Below are 12,469 nucleotides of genomic sequence, written 5' to 3'. Positions count from 1 at the left end.
GGAAGTTGCGATTAAGTGGTCCGCAGCTCCCGATATGACGCCCCAAACCGTCCTTTATCGACGTCCTGTGGCTCAATTTTCCAATTTTCAGCCCAAAATCGTCTCTTCGTGGCTGATTTTGGCCCTGTTTCAGGCTAATTTCCTCATTTCAGGTAGATCTCGCCTGTGCCCGTATCAATTGGTCAACTCGAACCAGGTTCGCCAGGGTGAATAACATCGCCAGTTGACTGTCATTTTTAGCCAGCCCCTTGTACCTGGCTTTGACGAAACCAAACTGACATTTTACTATCCGAAATGGATGCTCAACCTTCGCTCGGATACTCGCTTTCAGGTATTCGTAACGGATGGCCAGCTTGTTCTTGCGCGGGTGTTGCTTCAATGCATTCACTTTGCCGGGACGCTTGGCGATAAGCCAGTCTGCGCTGACATCGCTGAGCTCATCGCGCTTTTCGGCCCCCTGATAACCAGCATCGGCTGAGATAAATTCTTCATCGCCATGCAGTAACTTGCCAACCTGATTGAGGTCGTGCTCGTTAGCCGCCGTGGTCACCAGACTGTGGGTCAGGCCACTTTTGGCGTCCACGCCAATGTGCGCTTTCATGCCGAAGTACCACTGGTTACCTTTCTTGGTCTGGTGCATGTCTTCATCACGGCTGTTGTGTTTGTTTTTGGTAGAGCTGGGGGCTTGAATGATGGTGGCATCCACCAAGGTGCCCTGGGTCATTAGAACGCCACACTCTGCTAGCCAGTGATTAACGGTACTGAAGATTTTGCGGGCCAGTTCATGCTGCTCCAGCAAATGCCGGAAATTCATGATGGTAGTGCGGTCTGGAATGGCTTTATCCAGTGACAGGCGAGCAAATTGGCGCATGGAGGCGATTTCATAGAGGGCATCTTCCATGGCCTCATCGCTCAGGTTGTACCATTGCTGCATGCAGTGAATACGCAGCATGGTTTCCAGCGGATAGGGCCTGCGACCATTACCGGCCTTGGGATACACAGGCTCGATAACGCCAAGTAATTTGTCCCAGGGAAGCAAGTCATCCATTCTGCCAAGGAAAACTTCTTTGCGGGTCTGGCGGCGTTTACTGGAAAACTCACTGTCGGCAAAAGTCAGTTGCTGGCTCATCCGGTTACTCATTCTGGGTTCAGGTTACAACACGATGATCTCACATCTCGGACTTATTCGCACCTTCCCTAGTTGTTGCAGCAAGAGGGTGTGAGCACTAGACTATGCCGCCTGTTTTTAAGTCACGAGTATACGTCATGCGCGTCGCCGATTTCTCCTTTGAACTACCTGAATCCCTGATTGCTCACTATCCCATGCCTGAGCGCAGCAGCTGTCGCTTACTGTCACTGGATGGGCCAACGGGCGAGCTGACGCACGGCACGTTCACCGATTTGCTCGACAAGCTCAACCCAGGCGATCTGCTGGTGTTTAATAATACCCGCGTGATCCCGGCGCGTCTGTTTGGCCGTAAAGCCAGCGGCGGTAAGATTGAAGTGCTGGTCGAACGTATGCTCGATGATAAACGTATTCTGGCACATATTCGCGCTTCTAAGGCGCCGAAACCGGGTGCGGAGCTGCTGCTGGGCGATGATGAGAGCATCAAAGCGACCATGACCGCGCGCCACGACGCGCTGTTCGAGGTGGAGTTTGATGACGCGCGCACGGTGCTCGATATCCTGAACGCCATCGGCCATATGCCGCTGCCGCCGTACATTGAGCGCCCGGATGAAGAAGCCGATCGCGAGCTTTACCAGACGGTATACAGCGAAAAGCCCGGTGCCGTTGCCGCGCCGACCGCGGGGCTGCACTTTGACGAACCGCTGCTGGAAAAACTGCGCGAGAAAGGTGTCGAGATGGCGTTTGTAACGCTGCACGTCGGCGCGGGGACATTCCAGCCGGTGCGTGTGGACACCATTGAAGATCACATCATGCACTCCGAATATGCGGAAGTGCCGCAAGAGGTGGTGGACGCGGTGCTGGCGGCGAAAACGCGCGGCAACCGGGTGATTGCGGTTGGCACGACCTCAGTGCGTTCTCTGGAGAGCGCGGCGCAGGCGGCGAAGAACGCGCTTATTGAACCGTTCTTTGGCGACACACAAATTTTCATCTATCCAGGTTATCAATACAAAGTGATTGATGCGCTGGTGACTAACTTCCATCTGCCTGAATCGACATTGATTATGCTGGTCTCGGCATTTGCCGGTTATCAGCACACGATGAATGCATACAAGGCTGCGGTAGAACAACATTATCGCTTTTTTAGCTACGGGGACGCGATGTTTATCACGTACAATCCGCAGGCTATTTCTGAGCGCGTCGGGGAGTAAATCCGCGGCGCAGGTTGACACGTTGGACTGTTTTTCTGACGTACTGGAGAAAAAATGAAATTCGAACTGGATACCACCGACGGACGCGCCCGCCGTGGCCGCCTGGTGTTTGATCGTGGCGTTGTGGAAACGCCTGCTTTTATGCCGGTGGGGACCTACGGCACTGTTAAAGGCATGACGCCGGAAGAAGTTGAAGCCACTGGCGCGCAGATTATCCTTGGTAATACCTTCCATCTCTGGCTGCGTCCAGGCCAGGAGATCATGAAGCTGCATGGCGACCTGCATGATTTCATGCAGTGGAAAGGCCCGATTCTGACGGACTCCGGCGGTTTCCAGGTTTTCAGCCTGGGTGATATCCGTAAGATCACCGAACAGGGCGTACACTTCCGCAATCCGATCAACGGCGATCCGATTTTCCTTGATCCAGAAAAGTCGATGGAGATTCAGTACGATCTCGGTTCCGATATTGTCATGATTTTTGACGAATGCACGCCGTACCCGGCGGACTGGGACTATGCTAAACGATCGATGGAGATGTCACTGCGTTGGGCGAAGCGTAGCCGCGACCGTTTTGATGGTCTGGGCAACAAAAATGCGCTTTTTGGCATCATTCAGGGCAGTGTTTACGAAGATTTACGTGATATCTCTGTGAAAGGTCTGGTAGAGATTGGCTTTGATGGCTACGCTGTCGGCGGTCTGGCTGTGGGTGAGCCGAAGGAAGATATGCATCGCATCCTTGAGCATGTTTGCCCGCAAATTCCGGCAGATAAACCGCGGTACCTGATGGGCGTCGGTAAACCTGAAGATCTGGTTGAAGGCGTGCGTCGCGGTATCGATATGTTTGACTGCGTGATGCCAACCCGCAATGCGCGTAATGGTCACCTGTTCGTGACCGATGGCGTGGTGAAAATTCGCAATGCGAAGCATAAGAGCGATACCAGCCCACTCGATGCTGAGTGTGATTGCTACACCTGTCGCAATTATTCACGTGCCTACTTGCATCATCTTGATCGTTGCAACGAAATATTGGGCGCGCGACTCAATACGATTCATAACCTGCGTTACTACCAGCGTTTGATGGCGGGTTTACGCAAGGCTATTGAAGAGGGTAAATTAGAGAGCTTCGTGACCGATTTTTACCAACGTCAGGGTCGACCGGTTCCACCTTTGAACGTTGATTAATTTTAATAATGAGGGAATTTGAATGAGCTTTTTTATTTCTGATGCGGTAGCGGCAACAGGTGCTCCGGCGCAGGGCAGCCCGATGTCTCTGATTCTGATGCTGGTGGTGTTTGGTCTGATTTTCTATTTCATGATCCTGCGTCCACAGCAGAAGCGCACTAAAGAGCATAAAAACCTGATGGCCTCCATCGCGAAAGGTGATGAAGTCCTGACTAACGGTGGCCTGGTAGGCCGAGTGACCAAAGTTGCAGAATCTGGTTACATCGCTATCGCACTGAACGATACCACTGAAGTGGTTATCAAACGTGATTTCGTAGCTGCCGTTCTGCCGAAAGGCACCATGAAGGCGCTGTAATAGTAACTTTTCCCTAAGGGAACTGCCGTGTTAAACCGTTATCCTTTGTGGAAGTACATCATGCTGATCGTCGTCATTGTCGTCGGCCTGCTGTATGCGCTTCCCAACCTGTATGGTGAGGATCCGGCCGTTCAAATCACTGGCGCGCGCGGTGTCGCCGCCAGTGAGCAAACGCTGATCCAGGTCCAGAATACGTTACAAAAAGAAAAAATTACCGCTAAGTCTGTGGCACTGGAAGAGGGCGCGATTCTTGCGCGCTTCGACACCACCGACACCCAACTGCGTGCACGTGAAGCGCTGGTGGACGTGCTGGGTGATAAATACGTCGTGGCGCTTAACCTTGCTCCGGCAACTCCGCGCTGGTTGGCGGCCATCAAAGCAGAACCGATGAAACTCGGTCTTGACCTGCGTGGCGGCGTTCACTTCCTGATGGAAGTGGATATGGATACCGCGCTGGGTAAACTGCAGGAACAAAATATCGATAGCCTGCGCAGCGATCTGCGTACAGAAGGCATCCCGTATACTACCGTTCGTAAAGAAGACAATTACGGCCTGAGCATCAACTTCCGTGATGCTGACGCACGTGATAAAGCGATTGCTTATCTCAGCAAGCGTCACCCGGATTTGGTTATCTCAAGTCAGGGCAGCAATGCGCTGCGCGCGGTGATGACCGATGCACGTCTGAGCGAAGCGCGTGAATACGCGGTACAACAGAACATCAATATCCTGCGTAACCGTGTGAACCAGTTGGGCGTCGCCGAACCGGTGGTACAGCGCCAGGGCGCGGATCGTATCGTGGTCGAGCTGCCGGGTATTCAGGACACGGCGCGTGCGAAAGAGATTCTTGGCGCGACAGCGACGCTGGAATTCCGTCTGGTCAACACCAACGTTGATCAGTCTGCGGCGGCATCCGGGCGTGTTCCAGGTGATTCCGAAGTGAAACAGACGCGTGAAGGTCAGCCGGTTGTGCTGTACAAACGCGTTATCCTGACCGGTGACCATATCACTGACTCCACTTCAAGCCAGGACGAATACAACCAACCGCAGGTAAACATCTCGCTGGATAGCGCAGGTGGCAACATCATGTCTAACTTCACCAAGGACAATATCGGTAAACCGATGGCGACCCTGTTTGTGGAGTACAAAGACAGCGGTAAAAAAGACGCTAACGGACGCGCGGTGCTGGTGAAACAGGAAGAGGTGATTAACATCGCCAACATCCAGTCTCGTCTGGGTAATAGCTTCCGTATTACCGGGATCAACAACCCGAACGAAGCGCGTCAGCTTTCTCTGCTGCTACGTGCCGGTGCGCTGATTGCGCCGATTCAGATTGTTGAAGAGCGGACCATCGGTCCAACGCTGGGGATGCAGAACATCAAGCAGGGCCTGGAAGCGTGTCTGGCCGGTCTGGCGGTGTCCATCCTGTTCATGATTCTGTTCTACAAGAAGTTTGGTCTGATTGCGACCAGCGCGTTGATTGCTAACCTGGTACTGATTGTTGGCATTATGTCGCTGCTGCCGGGGGCAACGCTGAGTATGCCGGGGATTGCGGGGATCGTCTTAACCCTTGCCGTCGCCGTCGATGCGAACGTCCTGATCAACGAACGTATCAAAGAAGAGTTGAGTAACGGACGTTCGGTGCAGCAGGCGATCAACGAAGGGTATGCGGGCGCCTTCAGTTCCATCTTTGATGCGAACATTACGACGCTGATTAAGGTCATTATCCTGTACGCCGTCGGCACCGGGGCAATTAAAGGGTTCGCGATTACTACCGGTATCGGTGTGGCGACGTCGATGTTTACCGCGATCGTCGGTACTCGTGCCATCGTAAACCTGTTGTATGGCGGCAAGCGCGTCAAAAAGCTGTCAATCTGAGGAGTGCGAAGTGGCACAGGAATATACTGTTGAACAATTGAACCACGGCCGTAAAGTCTGGGACTTTATGCGCTGGGACTACTGGGCTTTCGGCATCTCAGGCCTGTTGCTGGTATTGGCCATCATCGTGATGGGCGTGCGCGGCTTTAACTGGGGTCTCGATTTCACTGGTGGTACGGTGATTGAAATCACGCTGGAAAAACCGGCTGAGATGGACGTGATGCGCGACGCGTTGGAAAAAGCGGGCTTTGTTGATCCGCTTTTACAGAACTTCGGCAGCAGTCACGACATCATGGTCCGTATGCCGCCGACCGAAGGGGCCAACGGCGGCCAGGTGCTGGGCAGCAAAGTGTTGAGTGTGATTAATGAATCCACCAACCAGAACGCAGCGGTGAAGCGTATTGAATTCGTCGGACCGAGCGTGGGTGCCGATCTGGCGCAAACCGGTGCGATGGCGCTGCTGGCAGCGCTGATCTCCATCCTGGTTTACGTTGGTATCCGTTTCGAATGGCGACTGGCGGCGGGCGTGGTTATCGCGCTGGCGCACGACGTCATCATTACGCTGGGGATCCTGTCGTTATTCCATATCGAGATCGACCTGACTATCGTGGCATCGCTGATGTCCGTTATCGGTTACTCGCTTAACGACAGCATCGTGGTGTCTGACCGTATTCGTGAAAACTTCCGCAAAATTCGTCGCGGGACGCCTTACGAAATCTTTAACGTGTCACTGACCCAGACGCTGCACCGTACGTTGATTACCTCCGGTACGACGTTAATGGTTATCCTGATGCTGTTCCTGTTTGGTGGTCCGGTGCTGGAAGGCTTCTCGCTGACTATGCTTATCGGGGTGTCCATCGGTACGGCATCGTCCATTTACGTGGCATCGGCGCTGGCGTTGAAACTTGGTATGAAGCGCGAGCATATGCTGCAACAGAAAGTCGAGAAAGAAGGGGCGGATCAGCCGTCAATTCTGCCGTAACCCGATTTTCAGTTCACGCTCAGAAATCCCGGTCATTCGATCGGGATTTTTCTTTTCTTCCTTTCTCTTGTCCTGTAATCACTCCTGACACTATGCTGTCAGGAGCCCTGTTTTATCCTCTTCCTGAACTTACCCACACAGGCAGGAGGAACGATGAAAAGCATTATTAACTGGTTTGAAATTCCCGTAACGGATATGGAACGCGCGATTGCGTTTTATGAGCCGGTCATGGGGCTGTCGCTGCGTCGTGAAAAAATGGATTTTGCCGATCTGGCGGTTTTCCCGTATGACGATCCGGCCACCGGTGGGGCGCTGGCGAAGTTTGATGGCATCGCGCCTTCATTACAGGGCGCCATTATTTATCTGCATACGGACGATCTCAGCGCCACGCTGGATCGCGTCGCCAGTACCGGTGGCAACTGCGTTTTTGGTCCGCTCGATCTCGGTAAAGAGATTGGTACCATCGCGCTGTTTACTGACAGCGAAGGCAATCGTGTGGGGTTACATCAACCGGCTTAATCACAGAGAGCAACTATGACCCGTCGCGCTGACCGTTTATTTCAGATAGTCCAGATCCTGCGTGGCAGGCGGCTGACAACGGCAGCGCTGCTGGCGGAGCGGCTTGAGGTGTCAGAGCGGACGATCTATCGTGATATCCGTGACCTTTCGCTCTCCGGTGTGCCGGTCGAAGGGGAGGCGGGAAGCGGCTATCGGCTGATGGCGGGATTTGATCTCCCGCCGCTGATGCTAACGCACCGGGAATCGGAAGCGCTGATTGCCGCCATTCGTCTGCTGCACACCTGGGGCGGTGATCTGCTCTCCAGAGAACTGGAGTCGGCGCAGGAAAAGGTGCTGGCGATATTACCGGAAGAAAGCCGACGTAAAGCCGAGCAGGCACGTATCTTCGCGCCGGATTTTGGCAGGCAACAGCATTCACGCAGCGCGTTCGATATGATCCACCGGGCGGTGAGCACGCAACAGGTACTGGCGTTACATTATCGTGATGAGGCGGGGCAGCTCACCTGGCGGGATGTGCAGCCGTTAGGCATTTTTTTCCAGGGAGAGTTCTGGCTGCTGGTAGCCTGGTGCGAACGGCGCGAGGACTATCGCTGTTTTCGTGTCGATCGCTGTTTAAGCATCACGCCGCTCGACAGGCGATTTAGCGAGTGTGCCGATCGATCGCTGAGTGATTTTTTACGTAAGATCCGCGACGAAACGCACGCATAAAAAAGCCAGCGCTCTGGCTGGCTTTTGCAGGAAAGGAATGTTATCAGAAGTTGTAGCCGACAACCAGATAGCCACCCCAGCCGGTAGATTTCACGTTGAAGTTACCTTTGCCGAAGTTCAGCTCTGCGTCGTCGTTCCACTGACCCCCGTTGTGCCAGTAACGCGCTACGACCGAATAGTGCCAGTGGTCGTAGTTCAGCGCCAGAATATGGCTGGAGGCGATGGAGTCGTTGGTACGCGCTTTGTTGCCGTTCAGATCGGAGAAGTCGTTGTCGCCCAGATCGGAACCCCAGTCAAAGTTGGTGAAACCGATATAGCTCAGGTTACCGCCCCACAGTTCGGTAATCGGAACAAAGTATTTCACTTTGAAACGGTAGCCGTCCCACTCGTTTTCGTTAGCGGCGCCATAGTTCTGCCACTGATATTTCGCATATACGTTCAGAGACAAACTCATCGGCAGGCCAGTATCAATATCGGTACCCAGACCCATGTACCAGGTGCTCTGACGGCCATCTTTGTTACGACCCATGTCGTAGATGTAGTTATTGGCGAAGTACCACTCTTTAAACGGACCGAAGCTCAGGTCAGTGCCGGTCAGTTTGTCGATGGAGAAACGCGGTTCGATTTCCATAAACAGCGGAGAACCGTGGTTCCAGATCCCTTTCGCGTCGGTGTTACCACCGAAGAAAACCGGCGCATCCATGTAGCCATAGAAGTCAAACCAGTCTTTTTTCGCGAAAGCTTCATATTCCAGGTAGGTATCGTTACGGAGCTGCGGTCCGAAACGGGTGTGATAGCTACCGACGACGTTGACGCTCTGGTGCCACCAGTCTGAAAGATACTGCGGTTTGTCATTTTCCGCAGCATTTGCGGTGAATGTCGAGGAGAGCGCGAGCACGGCACCGGCTGCAAGTAATGTTTTTTTCATATTGTATGCCACTGTTTGAAATCCCTGACGGGAGTGAAAAAGGCGCAAATAGCGTTTCTGAATAATTCATGTTTCTGGGAGCCTATTATAGAAATCATTGCTCACAAAAATATGTCTTGTTTCACAGTTCTATCATTCACGTAATCGATTGCGTTCACGTTTGCGTATTTTAGCGCGGCGATTGTACTGACTTTCATGCTGATTGCCAACGTTGACAAAAACTGACGTGGATGTCAGTGGAGTCACAAAAAGAGGCGGAGGGATGTTGCGGAACGCACAAAACGTTCCGCAAGGAGGTTTATTGCGTAACAGGCTGGATGTCGTGGATACGCACAAATCCTAACTGGTCTGGGGTGAGGTTATTCAGTTGCAGCGGGATGTCCACATCGCTCGGTGCCAGCACGCTGGCCGGGGCATTGATCAACTGATTCTGCACATTCACTTCCTGATAATTGTCAGTAGTTCCCTGAATTTGCCCATATTCAACGGTGCCGCTAAAGGCCGGCAGCGGATCGTTGGATTCCCCCTGAATGCGCAGCGTCACCCGGGTGCCAGCGGCATTCGGCGCAATGTTGATAAGCGACATGCGCAGTGTGCCTATCTGACTGTTCAGCCGTGCGGGCGTATTGGAGCCTGGGAGCAGGTAAACACCACGGGTGGATTTAACGTTCAGACTGTTTTGCTGAGTAATCTTCACGGTTTCCTGATTAAGCTGATTCATCTCTTTATTCAGCGTTGAAACGCTTTGATGCATCTGGCGCACTTCGCTTTGTTGCGCGCAGGCGCTCAGACTAAAGAGACTTCCCACCAGGAGAATTCTTAGGTAACGTCTTGTCATCTCTCTTATTTCCTGAATAGTCGCGATACCATAATGGTAGTTCGTAATATGATCAAAGACATCGATCCATTGTCTCAAAAGCGTTGCGCCTTTGTTGTCACGTCAGTTCAGGTTAAAATAGATTTCTGTTAACCACCTGGTCAGGACGCCGTATGCATTGCCCATTCTGTTTCGCCGTAGACACTAAGGTAATTGACTCTCGTCTTGTGGGCGAGGGCTCTTCTGTACGCCGCCGTCGGCAGTGTCTGGTTTGTAATGAACGTTTCACTACCTTTGAAGTGGCAGAACTGGTAATGCCACGCGTTGTGAAAAGCAACGACGTGCGCGAACCGTTTAATGAAGAAAAGCTGCGCAGTGGAATGCAACGCGCGCTGGAAAAGCGTCCGGTGAGTTCCGATGACGTCGAAATGGCGTTGAATCATATTAAGTCGCAACTGCGCGCCACCGGCGAACGTGAAGTCCCCAGTAAGATGATTGGCAATCTGGTGATGGAACAATTGAAAAAACTCGATAAAGTCGCCTATATCCGCTTTGCCTCGGTTTACCGCAGCTTCGAAGATATTAAAGAATTTGGCGAAGAGATCGCTCGCCTACAGGATTAAGCCATGCAGGATGAGTTATACATGGCGCGAGCGCTGAAGCTGGCGCAGCGCGGGCGGTTTACCGCCCATCCCAACCCTAACGTCGGCTGCGTGATCGTCAATAACGGCGAGATTGTCGGTGAAGGTTATCACCATCGTGCGGGCGAACCGCATGCGGAAGTGCATGCCTTGCGCATGGCGGGCGAAAAGGCCAAAGGGGCCACTGCGTACGTCACGCTTGAGCCCTGTAGTCATCATGGCCGCACGCCGCCGTGCTGCGACGCGCTGATCGCCGCGGGCGTTTCTCGCGTGGTGGCGGCGATGCAGGACCCGAATCCACAAGTGGCGGGACGCGGATTATACCGTTTGCAGCAGGCGGGCATTGACGTCAGCCACGGGCTGATGATGAGTGAAGTCGAAGCGTTAAATAAAGGTTTTCTCAAACGGATGCGCACCGGGTTTCCGTATGTGCAACTGAAACTCGGCGCTTCGCTGGACGGCCGTACAGCGATGGCCAGCGGCGAAAGTCAGTGGATTACCTCTCCCGAGGCGCGACGTGATGTTCAGCGTCTACGCGCGCAAAGCCATGCCATTTTAACCAGCAGCGCGACGGTGCTGGCGGACGATCCGCAGCTCACCGTGCGCTGGTCAGAACTCGGCGAGGCGACACAAGCTCTTTATCCGCAGGATGCCGTGCGTCAGCCGGTGCGAATTGTGATAGACAGTCAGAACCGCGTAGCGCCGGAGCACCGCCTGGTACAGCAGCCAGGAGAAACCTGGATTGCGCGCACCAAAGAAGACGCACGTGTCTGGCCCGATTCGGTTCGCACGATTTTTGTGCCGGAGCATAACGGGCATCTGGATCTGGTGGTGCTGATGATGTTGCTCGGCAAACAGCAAATTAACAGTCTGTGGGTGGAGGCCGGGCCGACGCTCGCCGGTGCGCTCTTGCAGGCCGGAGTGGTTGACGAGCTTATCGTCTATCTTGCGCCTAAACTGTTAGGCAGTGACGCCAGGGGATTATGTGTGTTGCCAGGGCTTGAGAAACTGGCTGACGCCCCCCATTTCAAATTCAATGAGATACGCCAGGTGGGCCCGGACGTTTGCCTGCATTTAACCCCTGCGTGAGGCTTTCGAATTATCGAATTATTGGAAGCAGCGCACAGAATATTATGATAAAATCCGCCCCCCTTACGGGGCCATATCGAACCCGAAGGAAGAATATGAACATTATTGAAGCTAACGTTGCTACTCCGGACGCTCGCGTCGCCATCACCATTGCGCGTTTCAACAACTTTATCAATGACAGCCTGCTGGAAGGTGCGATTGACGCCCTGAAACGTATTGGTCAGGTCAAAGATGAAAACATTACCGTCGTTTGGGTTCCAGGTGCCTACGAACTGCCGCTGGCAGCAGGCGCGCTGGCGAAAACCGGTAAATATGACGCGGTGATTGCACTGGGTACGGTTATTCGTGGCGGCACAGCTCACTTCGAATATGTCGCTGGCGGTGCAAGCAACGGCCTGGCGCATGTCGCTCAGGACAGCGAAATTCCGGTCGCCTTTGGCGTCCTGACCACCGAAAGCATTGAACAAGCTATCGAACGTGCTGGCACCAAAGCTGGCAACAAGGGCGCGGAAGCTGCACTGACCGCGCTTGAAATGATTAATGTATTGAAAGCCATCAAGGCCTGATTTTTGTAAGGGGAAATCCGTGAAACCTGCTGCTCGTCGCCGCGCTCGTGAGTGTGCCGTTCAGGCGCTCTACTCCTGGCAGTTGTCCCAGAACGACATCGCTGATGTTGAATACCAGTTCCTGGCAGAACAGGACGTGAAAGATGTTGACGTCATGTACTTCCGTGAACTGCTGTCCGGGGTGGCGACTAACAGCGCGTACCTGGATGGCCTGATGAAGCCTTACCTGTCTCGTCTGCTGGAAGAGCTGGGTCAGGTGGAAAAAGCCGTACTGCGTATTGCGCTGTTCGAGCTGTCTAAACGCAGTGATGTGCCATATAAAGTGGCCATCAACGAAGCGATTGAACTGGCAAAAACGTTCGGCGCGGAAGACAGCCACAAGTTCGTCAATGGCGTTCTGGATAAAGCAGCGCCTGCGATTCGCCCCAACAAAAAGTAATCTCCAGGCCGTCAGTGAAGTGGAAGCGATT

The 12,469-nt window shown here is 53.5% G+C and carries 14 protein-coding genes; 11 read left to right on the top strand and 3 right to left on the bottom strand.

Annotation, left to right across the window (positions count from 1 at the left end; translation table 11 throughout):
• Positions 1-148: 148 nt before the first annotated feature.
• The gene (locus OGW13_RS10760) at positions 149-1,129 is read right to left on the bottom strand and encodes an IS5-like element ISEc68 family transposase (RefSeq protein ID WP_000082736.1); all 981 of its coding nucleotides are present in this window, start codon (positions 1,127-1,129) and stop codon (positions 149-151) included.
• 137 nt (positions 1,130-1,266) lie between these two features.
• On the opposite strand from OGW13_RS10760, the gene queA reads away from it, so the two are divergent.
• The 7 genes from queA (at position 1,267) to OGW13_RS10725 (ending at position 7,958) form a co-directional block, all read left to right on the top strand.
• Complete coding sequence (gene queA / locus OGW13_RS10755; RefSeq protein ID WP_044258985.1) at positions 1,267-2,337, top strand: tRNA preQ1(34) S-adenosylmethionine ribosyltransferase-isomerase QueA; 1,071 nt, start codon at positions 1,267-1,269, stop codon at positions 2,335-2,337.
• A 54-nt stretch (positions 2,338-2,391) separates the two neighbouring features.
• Entirely contained in the window at positions 2,392-3,519 is a 1,128-nt protein-coding gene (tgt, locus tag OGW13_RS10750) for a tRNA guanosine(34) transglycosylase Tgt (protein ID WP_012133574.1), read from the top strand.
• A gap of 22 nt (positions 3,520-3,541) precedes the next feature.
• The gene (gene yajC, locus OGW13_RS10745; protein ID WP_042324569.1) at positions 3,542-3,874 is read left to right on the top strand and encodes a preprotein translocase subunit YajC; all 333 of its coding nucleotides are present in this window, start codon (positions 3,542-3,544) and stop codon (positions 3,872-3,874) included.
• A gap of 27 nt (positions 3,875-3,901) precedes the next feature.
• Complete coding sequence (gene secD / locus OGW13_RS10740; protein ID WP_071888433.1) at positions 3,902-5,749, top strand: protein translocase subunit SecD; 1,848 nt, start codon at positions 3,902-3,904, stop codon at positions 5,747-5,749.
• Between the two features lie 10 nt (positions 5,750-5,759).
• On the top strand, positions 5,760-6,731 hold the full coding sequence (gene secF / locus OGW13_RS10735) for a protein translocase subunit SecF (protein ID WP_043001604.1): 972 nt from the start codon (positions 5,760-5,762) through the stop codon (positions 6,729-6,731).
• Positions 6,732-6,884: 153 nt separating this feature from the next.
• Positions 6,885-7,250 carry a VOC family protein gene (locus OGW13_RS10730; protein ID WP_287116070.1) on the top strand — a complete coding sequence of 122 codons (366 nt, stop codon included), beginning with the start codon at positions 6,885-6,887 and terminating at the stop codon, positions 7,248-7,250.
• Positions 7,251-7,265: 15 nt separating this feature from the next.
• Positions 7,266-7,958: a helix-turn-helix transcriptional regulator gene (locus OGW13_RS10725; protein WP_043001602.1), complete on the top strand. Its 693-nt coding sequence runs from the start codon at positions 7,266-7,268 to the stop codon at positions 7,956-7,958.
• A gap of 43 nt (positions 7,959-8,001) precedes the next feature.
• Here the strand turns inward: OGW13_RS10725 and OGW13_RS10720 are convergent, their stop codons facing one another.
• Together OGW13_RS10720 and OGW13_RS10715 are read right to left on the bottom strand one after the other, a co-directional pair.
• Complete coding sequence (locus tag OGW13_RS10720; protein ID WP_044258980.1) at positions 8,002-8,886, bottom strand: nucleoside-specific channel-forming protein Tsx; 885 nt, start codon at positions 8,884-8,886, stop codon at positions 8,002-8,004.
• Positions 8,887-9,184: 298 nt separating this feature from the next.
• Positions 9,185-9,724 (bottom strand): SadB/YajI family lipoprotein, encoded by a 540-nt coding sequence (locus tag OGW13_RS10715; RefSeq protein ID WP_043001600.1) that lies wholly within the window; start codon positions 9,722-9,724, stop codon positions 9,185-9,187.
• A gap of 152 nt (positions 9,725-9,876) precedes the next feature.
• Between OGW13_RS10715 and nrdR the strand changes: the two genes are divergently transcribed.
• From nrdR to nusB, 4 genes are all read left to right on the top strand, one after another.
• A complete protein-coding gene (gene nrdR, locus OGW13_RS10710; protein WP_042324561.1) occupies positions 9,877-10,326 on the top strand; it encodes a transcriptional regulator NrdR in 450 nt (149 codons plus the stop codon).
• Between the two features lie 3 nt (positions 10,327-10,329).
• On the top strand, positions 10,330-11,433 hold the full coding sequence (ribD, locus tag OGW13_RS10705) for a bifunctional diaminohydroxyphosphoribosylaminopyrimidine deaminase/5-amino-6-(5-phosphoribosylamino)uracil reductase RibD (protein ID WP_287116069.1): 1,104 nt from the start codon (positions 10,330-10,332) through the stop codon (positions 11,431-11,433).
• 95 nt (positions 11,434-11,528) lie between these two features.
• The gene (gene ribH / locus OGW13_RS10700) at positions 11,529-11,999 is read left to right on the top strand and encodes a 6,7-dimethyl-8-ribityllumazine synthase (protein WP_001021161.1); all 471 of its coding nucleotides are present in this window, start codon (positions 11,529-11,531) and stop codon (positions 11,997-11,999) included.
• 19 nt (positions 12,000-12,018) lie between these two features.
• Positions 12,019-12,438, top strand: a complete 420-nt coding sequence (gene nusB, locus OGW13_RS10695) for a transcription antitermination factor NusB (protein WP_042285962.1) — start codon at positions 12,019-12,021, stop codon at positions 12,436-12,438.
• The last annotated feature ends 31 nt before the right edge of the window (positions 12,439-12,469 follow it).

The sequence above is a fragment of the Citrobacter sp. Ca225 genome, from assembly GCF_030337175.1.
In the GTDB taxonomy this organism is placed as follows: domain Bacteria; phylum Pseudomonadota; class Gammaproteobacteria; order Enterobacterales; family Enterobacteriaceae; genus Citrobacter_A; species Citrobacter_A amalonaticus.
Note: the sequence above shows the minus strand (reverse complement) of the source record. Positions and strands in the feature narration are given on the sequence as shown.

Bases quoted from the DNA above. Each gene is read 5' to 3' on its own strand.
- ribH (WP_001021161.1), top strand. From the start codon at position 11,529: ATGAACATTATTGAAGCTAACGTTGCTACTCCGGACGCTCGCGTCGCC.
- queA (WP_044258985.1), top strand. From the start codon at position 1,267: ATGCGCGTCGCCGATTTCTCCTTTGAACTACCTGAATCCCTGATTGCT.
- nrdR (WP_042324561.1), top strand. From the start codon at position 9,877: ATGCATTGCCCATTCTGTTTCGCCGTAGACACTAAGGTAATTGACTCT.
- OGW13_RS10760 (WP_000082736.1), bottom strand. From the start codon at position 1,129: ATGAGCCAGCAACTGACTTTTGCCGACAGTGAGTTTTCCAGTAAACGC.
- ribD (WP_287116069.1), top strand. From the start codon at position 10,330: ATGCAGGATGAGTTATACATGGCGCGAGCGCTGAAGCTGGCGCAGCGC.
- OGW13_RS10730 (WP_287116070.1), top strand. From the start codon at position 6,885: ATGAAAAGCATTATTAACTGGTTTGAAATTCCCGTAACGGATATGGAA.
- tgt (WP_012133574.1), top strand. From the start codon at position 2,392: ATGAAATTCGAACTGGATACCACCGACGGACGCGCCCGCCGTGGCCGC.
- OGW13_RS10715 (WP_043001600.1), bottom strand. From the start codon at position 9,724: ATGACAAGACGTTACCTAAGAATTCTCCTGGTGGGAAGTCTCTTTAGT.
- OGW13_RS10720 (WP_044258980.1), bottom strand. From the start codon at position 8,886: ATGAAAAAAACATTACTTGCAGCCGGTGCCGTGCTCGCGCTCTCCTCG.
- yajC (WP_042324569.1), top strand. From the start codon at position 3,542: ATGAGCTTTTTTATTTCTGATGCGGTAGCGGCAACAGGTGCTCCGGCG.
- OGW13_RS10725 (WP_043001602.1), top strand. From the start codon at position 7,266: ATGACCCGTCGCGCTGACCGTTTATTTCAGATAGTCCAGATCCTGCGT.